Source organism: Candidatus Limnocylindrus sp. (assembly GCF_040397215.1).
GTDB lineage: Bacteria > Chloroflexota > Limnocylindria > Limnocylindrales > Limnocylindraceae > Limnocylindrus.
This window is the reverse complement of record NZ_JBBAWK010000007.1, coordinates 16,982-32,465: the sequence shown is the minus strand read 5'-3', so window position 1 is coordinate 32,465 and position 15,484 is coordinate 16,982. Positions and strand designations below refer to the sequence as shown.

The 15,484-nt window shown below is 63.9% G+C and carries 16 protein-coding genes; all 16 read right to left on the bottom strand.

All coding sequences use genetic code 11. The features are described from left to right. Positions 1–116: 116 nt before the first annotated feature. Positions 117–1,133, bottom strand: coding sequence for an NAD(P)H-dependent glycerol-3-phosphate dehydrogenase (locus tag AC3LCN_RS03265; protein ID WP_488648658.1), 1,017 nt, complete (start codon positions 1,131–1,133; stop codon positions 117–119). Next, positions 1,130–2,587, bottom strand: a complete 1,458-nt coding sequence (der, locus tag AC3LCN_RS03260) for a ribosome biogenesis GTPase Der (protein WP_488648657.1) — start codon at positions 2,585–2,587, stop codon at positions 1,130–1,132. The genes AC3LCN_RS03265 and der overlap by 4 nt, the downstream gene beginning before the upstream one ends. After that, on the bottom strand, positions 2,584–3,540 hold the full coding sequence (gene ispH / locus AC3LCN_RS03255; RefSeq protein ID WP_488648656.1) for a 4-hydroxy-3-methylbut-2-enyl diphosphate reductase: 957 nt from the start codon (positions 3,538–3,540) through the stop codon (positions 2,584–2,586). Before ispH ends, der begins: the two co-directional genes overlap by 4 nt. Before the next feature lie 25 nt (positions 3,541–3,565). Further along, entirely contained in the window at positions 3,566–4,216 is a 651-nt protein-coding gene (locus tag AC3LCN_RS03250) for a lysophospholipid acyltransferase family protein (protein ID WP_488648655.1), read from the bottom strand. Further along, positions 4,213–4,914, bottom strand: coding sequence for a (d)CMP kinase (gene cmk, locus AC3LCN_RS03245; protein WP_488648654.1), 702 nt, complete (start codon positions 4,912–4,914; stop codon positions 4,213–4,215). Before cmk ends, AC3LCN_RS03250 begins: the two co-directional genes overlap by 4 nt. Then, a complete protein-coding gene (locus tag AC3LCN_RS03240) occupies positions 4,914–5,651 on the bottom strand; it encodes a pseudouridine synthase (protein ID WP_488648653.1) in 738 nt (245 codons plus the stop codon). Before AC3LCN_RS03240 ends, cmk begins: the two co-directional genes overlap by 1 nt. A gap of 103 nt (positions 5,652–5,754) precedes the next feature. After that, a complete protein-coding gene (gene scpB / locus AC3LCN_RS03235; RefSeq protein WP_488648652.1) occupies positions 5,755–6,414 on the bottom strand; it encodes an SMC-Scp complex subunit ScpB in 660 nt (219 codons plus the stop codon). Then, positions 6,411–7,268 (bottom strand): segregation and condensation protein A, encoded by an 858-nt coding sequence (locus tag AC3LCN_RS03230; protein WP_488648651.1) that lies wholly within the window; start codon positions 7,266–7,268, stop codon positions 6,411–6,413. Before AC3LCN_RS03230 ends, scpB begins: the two co-directional genes overlap by 4 nt. Next, positions 7,265–7,822 (bottom strand): hypothetical protein, encoded by a 558-nt coding sequence (locus AC3LCN_RS03225; protein ID WP_488648650.1) that lies wholly within the window; start codon positions 7,820–7,822, stop codon positions 7,265–7,267. Before AC3LCN_RS03225 ends, AC3LCN_RS03230 begins: the two co-directional genes overlap by 4 nt. 28 nt (positions 7,823–7,850) lie before the next feature. Further along, positions 7,851–8,789, bottom strand: a complete 939-nt coding sequence (locus tag AC3LCN_RS03220; RefSeq protein WP_488648649.1) for a tyrosine-type recombinase/integrase — start codon at positions 8,787–8,789, stop codon at positions 7,851–7,853. After that, positions 8,789–10,465 (bottom strand): DNA repair protein RecN, encoded by a 1,677-nt coding sequence (locus tag AC3LCN_RS03215; protein WP_488648648.1) that lies wholly within the window; start codon positions 10,463–10,465, stop codon positions 8,789–8,791. Before AC3LCN_RS03215 ends, AC3LCN_RS03220 begins: the two co-directional genes overlap by 1 nt. Beyond that, on the bottom strand, positions 10,462–11,313 hold the full coding sequence (locus AC3LCN_RS03210; RefSeq protein ID WP_488648647.1) for an NAD(+)/NADH kinase: 852 nt from the start codon (positions 11,311–11,313) through the stop codon (positions 10,462–10,464). The genes AC3LCN_RS03215 and AC3LCN_RS03210 overlap by 4 nt, the downstream gene beginning before the upstream one ends. 57 nt (positions 11,314–11,370) lie before the next feature. After that, positions 11,371–13,341 carry a 1-deoxy-D-xylulose-5-phosphate synthase gene (dxs, locus tag AC3LCN_RS03205; RefSeq protein WP_488648646.1) on the bottom strand — a complete coding sequence of 657 codons (1,971 nt, stop codon included), beginning with the start codon at positions 13,339–13,341 and terminating at the stop codon, positions 11,371–11,373. Then, on the bottom strand, positions 13,334–13,621 hold the full coding sequence (gene xseB / locus AC3LCN_RS03200; protein WP_488648645.1) for an exodeoxyribonuclease VII small subunit: 288 nt from the start codon (positions 13,619–13,621) through the stop codon (positions 13,334–13,336). Before xseB ends, dxs begins: the two co-directional genes overlap by 8 nt. Next, the gene (xseA, locus tag AC3LCN_RS03195) at positions 13,608–14,879 is read right to left on the bottom strand and encodes an exodeoxyribonuclease VII large subunit (RefSeq protein WP_488648676.1); all 1,272 of its coding nucleotides are present in this window, start codon (positions 14,877–14,879) and stop codon (positions 13,608–13,610) included. Before xseA ends, xseB begins: the two co-directional genes overlap by 14 nt. Continuing rightward, positions 14,876–15,433 carry an elongation factor P gene (efp, locus tag AC3LCN_RS03190; RefSeq protein ID WP_488648644.1) on the bottom strand — a complete coding sequence of 186 codons (558 nt, stop codon included), beginning with the start codon at positions 15,431–15,433 and terminating at the stop codon, positions 14,876–14,878. The genes xseA and efp overlap by 4 nt, the downstream gene beginning before the upstream one ends. Positions 15,434–15,484: the final 51 nt, after the last annotated feature.

Sequence of the window (15,484 nt, the reverse complement as noted above, 5' to 3'; positions counted from 1 at the left end):
GCGACCGAGCAGAGCGCGCGCGAGCACCTCTATGGTCGTCCCTCCGCCTGCAAGCGCGCTGCCAAGATGCGCCACGCCCTGGGTGGGTCCGAAGTTTTGGCAGTCTACCAGGAGAGCTAGTGCCACTCCCCCGCTGGTGAGCGACCGAGCAGAGCGCGCGCGAGCACCTCTATGGTCGTCCCTCCGCTGATCGCCGCAACGACCGCCGCCGTAATCGGCATCTCCAACTTGTGCGCAGCCGCAAGTTGCAGGGCACCGTGCGCCGTACCAATCCCCTCTACCGTTGCGCCGATCTTAGCGACCGCCGCCTGCACGCTCATGCCGCTCGCGAGGAGCGCGCCGAGCTTTGCATTGCGTGAACCAGTGTTCGATGAGGTGACAACGAGGTCACCAACGCCAGCAAGCCCGCAGGCGGTCTCCGTCCGCCCACCACACGCTTCAGCGAGGCGCGCCATCTCTGCGACGCCACGCGAGAGGAGCGCCGCTGCGGCATTCTCGCCATATCCCAGCGCGCGGACACCACTAACGGCAATGGCAATGACATTCTTGAGTGCTCCGCTGATCTCGACACCAACCACGTCGTCCGTAAGGTAGAGACGCAGGGTCGGTCGAACCAGCCGTGTGCGCAGTGACTCCACAAGATGGGTTGGCCCGGCGAGTACGGCCGCCGCAGGCCTCCCAGCGGCGATCTCGCTGGCGAGGTTGGGGCCAGACAAGACGGCGAGGCGCTCCGAGTCCGCACCCGCCGCGATCAGCAGCTCTGAGGGGCGAGCACCGTTCAGTGACAGTCCTTTCGAAGCGATCACCGTGGGCGCGCTTCCGGCAGCCTCCACGATTCGCCTGGTTGTCTCTGGATCGAGCTCCGTAGAAGGGATGGTGACCACGAAGGTGTCTTCGGCACTCAACGTGGCAAGCGCATCGGTAGTACTGAAGATGTTGATCGAGGCCGGCAGCGCAACGCCGGGGAGGCGTCGTGCATTGACGCGCGCTTTGCGCAGGAGTGCCGCTTCGTCAGTGGTTCGTGCGAGTAGTTCAATGGCGGGGGCTTGCCGACCCTCACCCTGCTCCTGGCTCCAGAGGAGCGCAAGGGCGGTCCCCCATGCTCCAGCGCCGAGAATGCGGATGGTGCTCATGCGCGCGAGGCTGGCTTCGCCTTTGCAGGTGCGCGCTTGGTTGAGCGCGAGGAGCGGCCACGCTCTCGCCCCTCTTCGGCCTCCCGCTCACGGACGACGATACGAATAGGCGTCCCCATCAGGGGGTACTTTTCACGGATCTGATTCTCCAGGAAGCGCTGCCAGGTGAAGTGCACCTGCGCGGCATTTCGTGCGAAGACCACGAACGTTGGGGGCGGAGTTGAGGCCTGGGCGGCGTAAAGGATCTTTGGGCGCTTGCTGCCGCTATGGGCCGGCTCCTGGCGGGCCACCGCCTCAGCGATCAGGCGGTTCAGCACGCCGGTGGGGATGCGCAAATTCCTGGCATCGGCGGCGGCAACCGCGGCGTCGAGCACCTTCGTCGCTCGCAGTCCAGTCACCGCTGAGATGGAGACGAGCGGAGCGAAATCAAGGAATGGCGCCTGGCGACGAAGCTTCCCCTCAATCTCGTCGAAGGTGAAGCCGTCCTTCTCGATCAAGTCCCACTTGTTCAACACCAACACGAGGCCCTTCCCGGCGTCGATAACTGAACCTGCAATATGCAGATCTTGCGCCTGGAGACCGGTCGATGCGTCAATGAGGAGCAGCGCGACATCGGCGCGGTCGAGCGCGCGCACAGAGCGCACGGTTGCCCACTTGTCTGCTGATGGGCCAGAAGCCACCTTGCCACGCTTGCGAATGCCCGCAGTGTCTACCAGGGTGATCTGGCGCCCCGCGTGAAGCAGTGTCTCGTCAATGGCGTCGCGCGTTGTGCCGGCCACTGCGCTCACTACCGTGCGCTCACTGCCAATCAGCTTATTGAGCAGACTAGACTTGCCGACATTCGGACGACCAACGATCGCGACGGTCACTTCGCCTTCCACGTAGACGGCACCCGCATCTTCTGGGAGTGCTTCAAGTCGCTCAACGATCACATCAAGAAGATCACCCGATCCGATCCCGTGCTGTGCGCTCACCGTATGCAGGCGATCAAACCCGAGTATTGAGAACTCTTGGGCTGCGCGATCGCGCTCAATGTTGTCCGCCTTGTTTGCCACAAGGATGATCGGCTTACCGCTGCGGCGTAGCAGCTGCGCCACCTCGGCGTCGCCAGGGTTCGGGCCAGTCGCTGCATCAACGAGCAACAGAATCAGGTCGGCCGCGTCTACGGCGATACGCGCTTGGTCTTGCACCCCAATCTCAATCGGATCACCGACGGCAGGCTGCATACCACCCGTGTCCACCACACGAAAGCGCATCCCATTCCACTCAACGATACCAATGAGCCGGTCACGGGTCGTACCCGCATGATCCTCAACGACCGCACGGCGCTCACCAACGAAGCGATTGAAAAGGGTGCTCTTCCCTACGTTCGGACGACCGACCAGCGCAACGAGCGGGAGCCGACGCGGTAACGCCTCAACTACAACCTCTGCTTCGAGCTCTTCCTCGCTCATGCTGGTGCGCCGTTCGTAATTGAGGTGGTGCGATATTGCGGAGTGGCGGCGGCCTCTAGGGCCGCTCGGGCGATGGAGGCCGCATTTGTGCGAACGTGATCGGTGCCTCCTAGCTCTGCAATCTTCAGCGCAACGCGCTCAAGATCCTCAATCGGGGTGCTCGTTCCGCCAGTGATGCCCACAGTATGGATGTTTGCAAACAACTGAGGGTCAGTTAACGCCTGCGCAGATTCAATCTGCACGGCGTGCGTGCCGCTGATTTCGCAAAGACGCGTGAGCTCCTTTGTGTTTGCGCTGCGCGTGCCGCCAACGACGATCATTAGTTGCACCTCGCGGGCGATCGCAATGGTGTCCTCTTGGCGACGAATCGTGACGGGGCAGACGGTATTGATCACCTTGAGTTCATGGCAACGCGACACAAGGAAGGCCGCCAAACGCTCAAACTTCCATGGTGGCTGGGTGGATTGGGTGATCAGAGCCATACGCTTGCGACGCGGAATGGTGGCCCAATCCTCCTCTTCGTCGACCAAGATGGCGTTCGGGGCAAAGCCAAGGAGGCCGACGACTTCCGGGTGATTCGGTGTGCCGAGGAGAACGATCTCGTACCCCTCTTCTACCAGTCGAGCGAGCTCGCGATGCTCTTGCGTCACCCAGGTACAGGTCCCGTCAATCACCTCGAGACCGCGCTCCGCTGCGCGCCCGAGCACCTCTGGGGTCACACCATGCGCGCGAATGACGACGGCAGTACCCGATGCGACCTCATCAAGTTGGTCAACGTTCTTAATACCGCGGGCACGCAGGTCGGCGATCAGCCCCTCGTTATGAACGACATGCCCCAGCGTATGGGTATCTTTTCCGGAGGCGCTGGCGATTTTGGCCTTATCTATAGCCTCGCGAACGCCATAGCAGACGCCGGTGCGCTTCGCGATAACAATGTTCTTAACACTTCCCACCAGGACATTATCGCCCACCCCGCCCCTAGGGCCGATTAGCCTCCGGAAGGAGGGCCGCGACAGCATCGTGAATGGCGCCGCTCACCGCGGCAAGCTCGGGCCGCGACCCCTCCGCGCGAGGAATTTGCACGGGTTCCCCAATGGTCAGAGTGACGCGAGGGACGCGACGAGGGATGAGAGAGCCCTTCCGCCAGAGACCGTCCGTGCCTGTGACCGCCACTGGCAGAACCTGAACGCCGCTCCGCAGGGCGAGAAGAGCGGCCCCATCGCGAAATGGGCGCAAGACGCCGTCAGGCGAGCGCGTCCCTTCTGGATAGATTCCGAGGATCCGCCCCTCGTTGAGGATGCGCTCAGCCAACCGGAATGCCTCAAGGTCCGCGGCGCCGCGTCGCACCCCAAAGACACCGTTCACCCGCAGGAACCAGCCGACCAGCGGCCAGCGCATCGCCTCCGCCTTCCCCATGTAGGTCATCGGGCGACCGGTCGCAGGGGTGAGCCAGCAGGCGAGTAAGACGGGATCAACCCATGAGATGTGATTTGAAGCCAACAACACCGCACCCGCTTTGGGGATTCGCTCGAGACCGCGCACAACGATCTCACCAGCCAGGCGCTGCATCGCCCAGCGACCGAATCGCTCCGAGAGACGCATGCCGAGGGGGATGCGCTCAGCGGTCATCGCACAACCTTACGAGCCTCAGCCACGACCTGCTCCACCACCTGGGCGAGCGCCATCTCATCGGTATGAATGATGGTGGCGTCAGCTGCCGCCACAAGTGGCGCAACAGGGCGAGCCCGATCCTCAGCATCGCGGGCGATAAGGCTGGCTAGAATCATCTGGTGCTCCAACGAGCCGACGGCAAAGCTGCGCTGCAGGGCACGTCGCTCTGCACGGGCCCCCGCGGTTGCATCCAGATAGATCTTGCACTCCGCATCGGGGAGCACCACCGTGCCAATGTCACGACCTGCCAAGACGGAACCGCCACGAGCTGCGACATTTCGCTGTACCGCTCGGAGGGCATCTCGAACACTCGCAATAGATGCAACAGCAGGAACGTAGAGCTCAACGTCCGCCGCCTCAAGCTGTGAATCTACAAGGGGGGTTCCACCAATGACCATGGTGAAAGTCAGCCCGCTCACCTGCGCGTCGGTCGCCCGTGCCAACTCTGTAAGGTCGCGCCGCACCTGTTCGTGGGTCGCACCGCTAACCTCCGCCGCCGTAATTGGAACGGTGAACCAGCCAAGATCAATTGCACGCCGGGTAATTGCCCGATAGAGCAAGCCCGTATCCAGAAATCCAAAATGGAGCTCCTCCGCGACGAGTCGGCCGACGCTGCTCTTCCCACTTGAGGCGGGGCCATCAATGGCGATGCGCATTACTTGCTCGCGGGTGCGACCGGTCGCGGCTTGCTCTTCGGCGCCGCAACGAGTGCGCGCGTGAGCTCCTGTCGTTCAGATTGGGTGATGAGGCGTAGTTCGCCGGACGTGAGACCACCGAGGCGGACTGGTCCATAGCCGACGCGGATCAAGCGCAGGACGGGGTGGCTGATGGCGCCGTAGAGACGGCGAACCTCGTGGTGTCGCCCTTCACCAATGGAGATGAAGCTCCACTGCCCCGGATCCATGTCGCCTCCGCGCACATCATCTGGAAGATCGTCATCTCGGTGAACGCCGCGTGCCTCAATGGCGTGCGCCCAGCCGTCGGTGAGTCGAATGCCTGCTCGCAAACGCTGAAACTCGGCCTCCGCGACCATGGCCTTTGTTGCCGCGGCATAGGCGCGGCGTAGACCTGTACGAGGGTGCGCGAGTGGCGAGACAACGCGACGCTCCTCTGTGAGGAGCAGGAGACCTTCGCTCTCGCGATCGAGTCGCCCGATAGAGAGCATGCGTGCGGCACGCTCGGCGCCCAGCGCAGGGGTTAACGCCTGTGGCAGGGTGATGGTGGCGTAGGGATCAGCATGCGTCGTTGTGACGCCCACCGGCTTGTACCAAGCGAATACCTCTGCGCCGCCCAGCTCATCGCCAGTGTCCGCAGAGGGCCGCGGCTTCGCTGCTAGTGCTTTGCCATCCAGCTCAAGAGGGGCTAACGCATCGAGGCGCTCCCCCAGTGCCACGGCGCGCCCCGCCGTAGTAACGCGATTTGCGGCGATGGCCGTGTCGGCACCGCGACGAGAGAGGCCAGAGCGTTCGGCAATGAGGACGTTGACCCGAATCAGATCAGTCAGTTGCGGCGTCCTCTTGCGCAGGGGTGCTCGGTGCTCCGGTATCTACGTACGCTCCGTTGCCACGCGCTGTTGCAGAGTCAAAGTCCTCACTGCGCAGATCAAGGTGACGGAGTGCCTCGGCATCGCCCTCAAGCGCCGGAAGATCGGCCAGCGAGCCGAGACCGAATCGGCGAAGGAACTCAAGCGTCGTTGCGTAGCGAATCGGCCGCCCGGCAGTCTCCAAACGTCCGGCCTCCTCAATGAGCCCGCGCTCAAGGAGCACGCGAAGGGCGTAGTCAGCATCAACGCCACGAATCTCTTCGATGCCGCCCTTGGTGACCAGTTGGCGATAGGCGATGACGGCGAGCGTCTCTAGCGGGGCGGCCGTAAGGTCAGAGCCGCCGGTGCCGACCCAGGCGAGCACCGCGCGGGCCCGCTCTGCGCCACTAGCCAGCTGCAGCTCGTCGCCGTGGGTAATTAGGGTGATGCCGCGCTGCGCAAGGTTTGCGGTGAGCGCCGCGACGAGACGGTCGAGATCGCCCTTAGAGGCTTCAAGGAGTTTCGCAGCCTCTCGCCGGGTGATGGGACGATCAACAACGAAGAGGAGGGCCTCAAGATCTTCGACCGTGGCCACCCACTGCGCTGCGGCTACGCTCTGTCCCTCGTCGCTCATTCGCTCACCCCCTGCAGAATTGTGATTGGCCCCCACAGAGCATCTTGACGCACCTCGACCTCTCGCCGCTTGGAGAGCTCCAGGAGCGCTAAGAATGTCACGGCGATGAACGATCGGTCCTGGCGATCGCCGAGCAGGGTCTCGAGGTCTACCCCCACCACACCGTTGAGGCGGACCGCCTCGCGAATAGCCGACAGGCGTTCGCCAATGGAGACCTTTATGCCGACAGGGGCGGAAGAGAGGGCGGCGAGCGGCTTGCGTCGCAGGGCGATGCGCACCATGGCGCGCAGGAGCCGCTTCGGGTCGGACTTCATTGGCGCCACGGGCTCTACTGGGGCCGCCTTCGGGCCGGGGAGTTGGCGCGTTGGGGGCTCGCGATACCAGAGAGGCTGCATCAGTCGATCGCCCAAGACGCGCGCCGCATCACGGAAGACCCGGTAGCGCAGCAGCCGAATACGCAGCGTGTCGGCCTCATCCTCGACGTCGAGATCATTCACCAGGTTTGGCGCAGCAGCAATCGGGCGTGGCAAGAGTGCGCGGCTCTTGAGCACAATGAGCTGCGCCGCCACTGAAACAAACGACGAGAGTGTCTCTAGGCGATCGTCCGGAATCTCAGCGAAATAGCGCAGGAACTCATCGGCAAAACCTGCGAGTGGAACTCGACGTACATCCAACTCATCGCGCTCAATCAGGGCGAGCAAGAGTCCGTACGGGCCGCTGAACTCCCCAAGCGCCACGTATGAGCGGGTTCGTCCGAAGAGCCCGCCCTGCTCTCTGCGGAAGATGACCCCCTCAATATCGGGTACCGATGGATCAGGGAGCTCAAAACCCTCTGCGATGCCGCGAACACTCATCGCGTCACCCCGCTATCAAGATCAAGGAGCAGACGAACGCGTGCATCAATTCCAGCGGCCCGCCCTCGGTGAGCGGCGCGCAACTCCTGGCGCGCCAGCTCCTGAAGGATCGTGATGGTGACCCTCGGAGCGCCAAGCTTGGCAGCAAGCGTCGGTGCGACCGATGCGTGGAGTCGCAACGTCTGTCGTGCACGTGCGAAGGGGCCACGTGCTCGCCCTGTGACCGGTGAGCCCTCGAGCACGTGCAGCACACGGGGCAGAAGAGCGACGTTTCCCTTGGGGAGGTCGTGAAGGAGTGCTGCGAGCTGGTCATCGCCTTTCGCGCCGAGGCGCCGAAGGCTGGCTGCGGTACGCGTCGCGGAGGCCTGGTCGGCGGGGTGCGCAGCGGCGAAGGCGCGGCGCGCTCGCGGTGTCGCTCGTAGGGCTCGAAGGTGCGTGTCGCCCTCTGCACCGACCGGCTTGACGAGGCCGAGGCGGGCCACCTGCTGACGGCCGACCGCCTGAACGTGCGAAAGCACCTGCTGGAGTCGGTGGGCACTAGTCACAGCATTCACACCTGAATCCTACCGCCTCGTGGGCTGCCTAGGCCCTCGGGTGGGCCTTCCGATACGAATCCCGCACGTGGCTCCCGAGGAGATGGGTGTAGAGCTGGGTCGTTGCGATGTCCGCATGGCCGAGGAGTTCCTGCACCACGCGGAGGTCTGCCCCGCCATCGAGGAGGTGCGTTGCAAATGAGTGGCGCAGCGTGTGGGGGTGGATCTCGCGTCCGAGACTTGCCGCCACGGCAGCAGTGCGAATCGCAGACCAGGCCGACTCCCGCCGCAGCCGCACGCCGCCGCGCGCCAAGAGGAGCGCCTTCGGCTCCGGGGTGGATCCGCTCGCACGGCTCGGCGCCTGCTGATGAATCGCACGCCAGTGGCCGAGGTAGGCCTGAATCGCATCCTGTGCCGGCTCACCGATGGGGACGATGCGCTCCCGTCGACCCTTACCGAAAAGCCTTACTGAACCGTCGTCTAGATCGAGGGAGTCCAGGTCCAGATCAACGATCTCACTGACGCGACCACCCGATCCGTAGAGGAGTTCGCCGAGTGCGCGGTTCCGCGCCGCATTCGCACGCGCGACGTCGCTCTCGTCGGTGGGAGTTCCAAGCGCGGCGAGTAGTCGCTCAACCTCTTCTACGCCCAACACCGCTGGAAGGGTACGTCGCGACCGCGGCAGATCGATCTCATCACTGATGGAGCGCGAAATGATCCCTTCGCCCTCAGCGAATCGATAGAGAACGCGCAGCGCTGCGGCTCGCCGCCGCATGGTGGAGAGCGCGTTGCCAGGCTGGGCGATCCACTCCTGCGCCGCTTTGGCTGAAGTCTTCCAGGCACCGCTCGCGCCGATGGATTCCGCAAACGATTGGTAGTCCCCACGGTAGGCGGCGAGGGTGCGCGGTGCAAGGTTGCGCTCTACCCCGAGATAGAGGATGCAGGAGTCAATCAGGCGATCAATCTCGCTCCGTGACGCTGTGGGCATCAACGACCGCGACGTGCGTTGGCCAAGAGCTCATTGGCGGCGGCGGTTGCGCCGCTGCCAGCCCCCTCGCCGGCCAACATGGCGGCAAGTTCTACAACCCGTTCGTCATCGGTGAGCCGCTGTACCTGTGTGAGAGTGCGACCATCGACCTCGCGCTTTGAGACGCGCAGATGAATATCGGCTTGTGCCGCCACCTGCGGTAGATGGGTAACGCAGAGAACCTGGTGCTGCGCGGAGATGCGGCGCAGGCTTCGACCGAGGGTCTCTCCCGCCCGTCCGCCGAGCCCAGCGTCAATCTCATCAAAGACCAGGGTGCGCCCCTCGCTGGCGTCGCTGAGCGCCTCTTCGATGGCAAGAGAGACGCGACTCAACTCGCCGCCAGAGGCGATCTTGGCAATTGGTCCGGCTGGCTCACCCGCATTTGGGGCAAACATGAACGAGACCTCGTCTCCGCCCCCCTGATCAACGGCGCAGGGCACCCCTTCAACAACTGGGTCGCCATCTGTACCGCTGCGAGGTACCAGTGGGATCGCAAACGTTGGGGGGAGATCGAGCGCCGTCAGTGCCGCATTTACCGCCGATGTCAGCGTGGCGGCACCTGCGCGTCGCACGGTTCGTAGCGCAGTGGCGGCTTCGCCAATGCGCGCGTTGAGCGTAGCGAGCTGCTGGGTAATCGCAGTCCGGCGCTCCTCGGCGCCATCGAGACGCTCTACCTCTTCGCGTGCACGCGTGAGCGCCACAAGGAGGCCCGCCTCGTCGGTGCGGAAGCGTCGCTGCAACGCCAATAGGAGCGCCAGGCGATCCTCAAGCTCACCCAGGCTGCGCGATCCTCCGGCGAAGGGTGTGAGTCCCGCAGCCTCGCGCCCAAGGTCGTCGATCTCAATGGAGAGTGCGCTGATCCGCTCTTGCAGCGTTGCGGCGTCGACATCGAGGCGCGCTAGTTCCCGCGCGATTCGCTCGGCACCCGCCGCACGCGCGCGCAAACCGCTGCGATCCTCGTTTAGTGCCTCCCGAAGTTCGTCTTGTAGAGCAGAGATGCGCTCGCTGTTTGACGCGCGACGCAACTCTTCTTTGAGCTCCGCCTCTTCACCCTCGCGAACCTCGGCGGCTTCAAGGTCGTCTCGCTCCGTACGTGCGACCTCTAAGAGAGCCAGGCGCCGCGCGTCATCACCACCGAGCCCTTGCAGTTCGTCGTGCAAGGCGCTGCGCTGCTGAATGAGGCTGGCGACCTCGGCACGATGCCCCTCGGCCTTCGCCCATCGGTCAAGCAACTCGCGCTGCCGCCCAGGGTCACCGAGACGTTGCTGGTCATGTTGGCCATGAATATCAATGAGTGGGCCGATCTCGACAGCGAGGCGACCGATTGTCACCAACTCGTCATCGATGCGGGCGACGGAACGCCCCTCGGCGTATACCTCGCGAACGGCGATCTGGTCGCGACCCTGCGCTGAAATTTGTAGATCGACACGGAGGCGGTCGGATCCGGCACGCACCGCTCCTGAATCCCCGCGACCACCGCGCGCGAGCGCGAGAGCGTCAACGAGGAGTGACTTCCCCGCCCCAGTCTCGCCGGTGAGCACGGTGAGGCCGAGCCCAAATTCCACACGAACCGCATCAATGATCGCGAGGCCCGCCACGCCAAGCTCGCGAATATGCGAACCCTTCGGCGCACTCACCGTGGGAGGAGGTCGACCTTCTGGCGGACCAGATCCCAGAATGGGGCGGCGCCCTGCAGTTCGACAAAGTTGATTGGCTGCTCTGCTTCAGTGACGGAGACGCGATCACCAATCTTGAGTGGCTGATCGATCCAACCATCAATGGAGACCACCGCATCTTCACCCTGCACCACCGTGCAGGTCACTGTTTGGGTCGCAGAGACGGTGACGGAGCGCAGCGTTGCAAGATAGGCGGCAATCGGCGTGACGATAAGATTGCGACTCGTCGGCTCAAGGATCGGACCGCCTGCCGAGAACGAATAGCCGGTTGAGCCTGTTGGCGAGGAGACGATGACGCCGTCAGCGATGTAGGTGGCCAGGTGGCTCTCACCTACGGCGACATCGAGCCGAAGGACGCGTGGAAGGCGACCGCGAGCGACGACCACGTCGTTCAGCGCGTCGAGCTGTTCGGTGCGCCCGTCGCCGTAGTGAATCGTTGCGCGAAGCGCCATGCGTGGCTGCGTCGTCCAGCGCTTGGCATGAAGCGCATCAAGAGTCGCCTCGACCTGGAACGCCTCAGCGCGCGCAAGAAATCCGATCTTTCCCAGGTTGACGCCGAGTAGCGGGGTGGTGGAACCGGCTACGGAAGAGGCGGCACGCAGGAAGGTGCCGTCGCCACCGAAGGAGATGAGGACCTCGGTGCCAGGGAGCGCCGACCGTACAGCGGCAACCTCTTCGGCCGCGTGCCCCCAGCACTCAACGCCGTTCGCGGCACACCAACCGGCGGCCTCATCCCACGCCTCTTGGGCAAGGTCGTTGGTCGGATTGTAGACAAAACCGAAGCGGCGCATGGCTACATCATCGCACATGGGAAACAGCGTTCGCGTTCCCTGCCGGGGGCTGCGGGGCACGGCGAGTGGTGGGGATTACTGGTTGCGCGCGCTCCAGGCGGCCCGGATACGGCGCTCAATCCCAGCCTCATCGAGGCCGATCAGCGTGCGGAGATCGGCAACGCTGCCGTGGTCAACGAAGCTGCCAGCCGGGATCCCGATCGTGGCGATAGAAGCCTTGACGCGGCGGCCGGTTGCCGCTTCGTGCGCTGCCAGCGATTCCACAACGGCACCACCGAATCCACCAGCCTCCACGCTCTCTTCAAGCGTCACAATCAAATCAGCGGTCTCGCCGTAGCGGCGCACCATTGCGTGATCAAGCGGGTTGGCCCAGATGGCGTTAATGAGCGCGACGGAGATTCCTTCGGCGCGCAGGCGGGCGGCAATCGGCGCGACGCGCTGAATGATTGGCCCAAAGGCCATGATCGCGATCTGGTTCCCCTCTTCAAGCACCTCCGAAACGCCGACGGGCAGGATGCTTGGAGTGGTCTCTGGGGCACCGACGACGCTATCGCGTGGGTAGTGCAGGGCGAATGGGTGATCTTGTGCCAGCGCGGTGCGGACAAGCGAGCGCAGCTGCTGCTCATCCTTCGGCGAGGCGACAATGAGCCGTGGAATCTGACGCTGGGCGGTCAGCATGAACATGCCCTGATGGCTTGTGCCATCTTCGCCAACCAGGCCCGCACGGTCCACCCCGATCAACACCGGCTGATCGTTCTGGCAGACATCATGCACGATCTGGTCCCACGCTCGCTGCAGGAAGGTTGAGTAGATCGCGACCACCGGACGGCCACCACCCATGGCAATACCGGTCGCCGCAGCAATGGCGTGCTGCTCGGCGATGCCCACGTCGTAGAAACGATCTGGATAGGCGGTAGCGAACTTGTCGAGCCCGGTCCCCGTCGGCATCCCCGCCGTAATAGCCACAATGCGCCGGTCGGTCGCAGCGGCGGCAATCACCTCGCTGGCGAAGAAGGCGGTGTAGTTCGGTACCTTGGCCGGCGTCGCGATTGGATCCGCACCCGCCTTCCCGTAGCTGTCGGTGGCGCCAACCGGAACCTTGGGGAGTGCTGCGCCGTGGAAGGTGATTGGGTCGACCTCCGCTGGGCGATAGCCGCGACCCTTCTGCGTGCGCACATGCACGATCACTGGGCCGTTCATGGTGAAGGCCTTCGCGAATGCCTCTTCGAGTTGCGCTCGGTTGTGCCCATCGAGCACGCCGACATAGGTAATGCCGAGGTCTTCAAAGAGGCGTCCTGGCTCTTGCACGAAGGAGACGACGGATCGGCGCAAGCTCTTCGACCATGCAGCAAGTTGCGTGCCAACGAGCGGCACGCGCGAGATGGTGCGGTCGTACCAGCCCTTGCTCTCGCGCCAGCGACCTGAAAGCTTCACCTTTGAGAGGTACGTGGAGATTGCGCCGACCGTCGGCGAGATGGACATCTCGTTGTCGTTGAGCACGATCAGCAGCGGTGTGCCGCGATCGCCAATATCGTTGAGTGCCTCCAGGCTGAGGCCGCTCATCAGTGCCGCGTCGCCAACGATGACCGCGACCTTCTCGTTGCTGCCGCGAACATCGCGCGCTAACGCCAGCCCCTGGCCGATCGAAATTCCGGTGCCGGCATGCCCGCCATCAAAGACGTCGTGCGGTGACTCGGTGCGTCGTGGGAAGCCGCCGATACCGCCGAGTTGGCGCAACGTACCGAACCGCGCAAGGCGGCCAGTCAGCAACTTGTGTGGGTACGCCTGGTGTCCGGTGTCAAAGACGATGCGGTCCACCGGCGAGTTCATTACTCGGTGAAGGGCGACCGTTAGCTCAACAACGCCAAGGCTTGGCCCGAGGTGTCCGCCCGTAACGGCGGTCGTAGCGATGATGGCGGTCCGGAGCTGCTCAGCGATCTGGTCAAGCTCAGCACTGGAGAGCGCCTTGAGGCCAGCGGGGCCGTCGAGGCGAGCGAGCAACGAGTCGGCGCCAACTGCGCGCAGTGCGACCCCTTCGTCAGGCATTCTCATCCTCCTCTTCGTCGTCGGTCAGCGCCGTTGATCCATCAGGGAGCAACTCTTCCACCCTCAGGCGTGCCGCCTGCAACTGCGCCTCAGCGTGCTTCTGGAGCGTGACGCCCCGTTCGTACTGTCCTACTGCGGCTTCAAGATCCGCGTCTTGCGTCTCGAGATCATCCACGATGGAACGGAGTTCCGCAACGGTCGCCTCGAAGGTTGCTGGAAGCGCCGCATCTGTCGCTGCATGGCGGGTGGCGCGCGCTGGGGTGACCTTACGCTTCGCCATCGGTCGCCTCCTTCGCTCGCTCTGTCACGGTTGCCCGAACGGCACCCTGCGCCAGGCGGATATGTAACGAAGCCCCAATGGGGGCATCTCGCCAAGAGCGTACCGCCCTTCCCCCATCCCCCGCCACAATCGCGTATCCGCGTGCGAGAACCCGCAGTGGTGAGAGGGCACCGAGAAGAAGGTTTAGCTGTCCCAAAGCGTTGGTGGCCCCCTGGAGGCTCGCGAGGGCCGCGCGGGTCAGGTCGTCGGAGAGCTGCGCGACGCGCTCTTGCGCTCGCTCGATCCGGTCGAGCTGACTGACATCATCAAGGGCTCGCGCCACCTCGTGCAGGCGACGCTCGGCACGGTCGACAGCAAACGCCAGCGCTCTACCGCCGCGATCGCGCAGCCGCGCGATGTCATGCCGCGACTGCAGTAGATCGCTCGACAGTGCGGCGGCGCCGATGCTCGGTGTGCCAGCGCGCAGGTCAGCCACCAGATCGGCAAGGGTGACATCCGACTCATGACCGACCGCAGAGATGATTGGGGTTGCAGCGGCGACGATGGCGCGCAGTACCCCCTCAACGTTGAATGCGCCGAGATCGTCACTCGATCCGCCGCCTCGTGCCAAGAGGAGCACGCTGATGGCATCGGGGCGACCGCTGCGTCGCTCCTTCACGGCACAGGCATCGATTCGTGCGATCGCCTTGGCGATCTCTTCGGGGGCGCCCGCACCTTGCACCGCGGTATGTACAACGACCAAACGTGCGAGCGGCGCCTCGCGGCGCAGCACTCGCAACACGTCGTGCAGCACGGCACCAGAGGTGGAGGTGATCAGACCAATGCCGCGTGGCGCATGCGGGATCGGCCGCTTACGTGCCACGTCAAAGAGGCCCTCCGCCTGCAGCGTGCGCTTCAGTGCCTCAAGCTCTCGCGAGAGGAGGCCCATGCCACCGGCCCGCTCCACGGATGTGGCAACGAGTTGATAGCGGCTCCGCGGGCTATAGAGATCGATGCGCCCACGGACAACAACAATCTCGCCGACCGCTGGCGTCTCTTCACCCGGGCGAATCGCTCCGCGGAAGCGAACTACATCGAGTGTTGACTCTTCATCTCGAAGGGTGAGGTACTCATGTCCAGCGGAGCTGCGCATGGCACTCTGCACCTCGCCAACGACAACACAATCGGTTAACGACGGGTCGGCGCTGATGCGCTCCTTAATGCGGGCGGCGACATCGGAGACGCTGAGCGCCTCGACGGGAGCGTCAAACTGGTTCAGACGCGCGTCTGGTACTCGCCCGTTCGTGTATCAACGCGAATGACGTCACCCACGCTAACGAAGAGCGGTACCTGGACGACCAGACCTGTCTCAAGGGTTGCCGGCTTTCGTGTGCCAGTCGCCGTGTCACCAGCGAATCCTGGGTCGGTCTCGGTCACGGTGAGATCAAGGTTGATCGGCAGCTCAACGCCGAGCGTCTCGCTCTCGTAACTGACGCGATCAAGCTGGAGGCCATCTTTGATGTAGTCCTTCGCATCTCCGAGCTGCGTAGCGGTGATCACGAACTGGTCGTAGGTCTCTGTGTCCATGAAGGTGTAGTCGTCGCCCTCGGAGAAGAGGAACTGCGCTGTACGGCGCTCCATCGTAGCGCGCGGGAACTTCTCGCCTGCCTGGAAGGTCTTCTCAACGATGGACTGCTTGCGGACGTTGCGGAACTTGATGCGAACCTGCGCAGAGCCGCGCCCCATCTTGATGTGGTGATAGTCAAGGATCTGCCAGAGGTCACCCTCAAGCTCAATGACGACACCCTTCTTCAGTTCACCGGTTGAGATCATGTCGAACTCTCCTCCACTGGGCCGAACGCTGCGGCGCCGTGTGCATCTTCT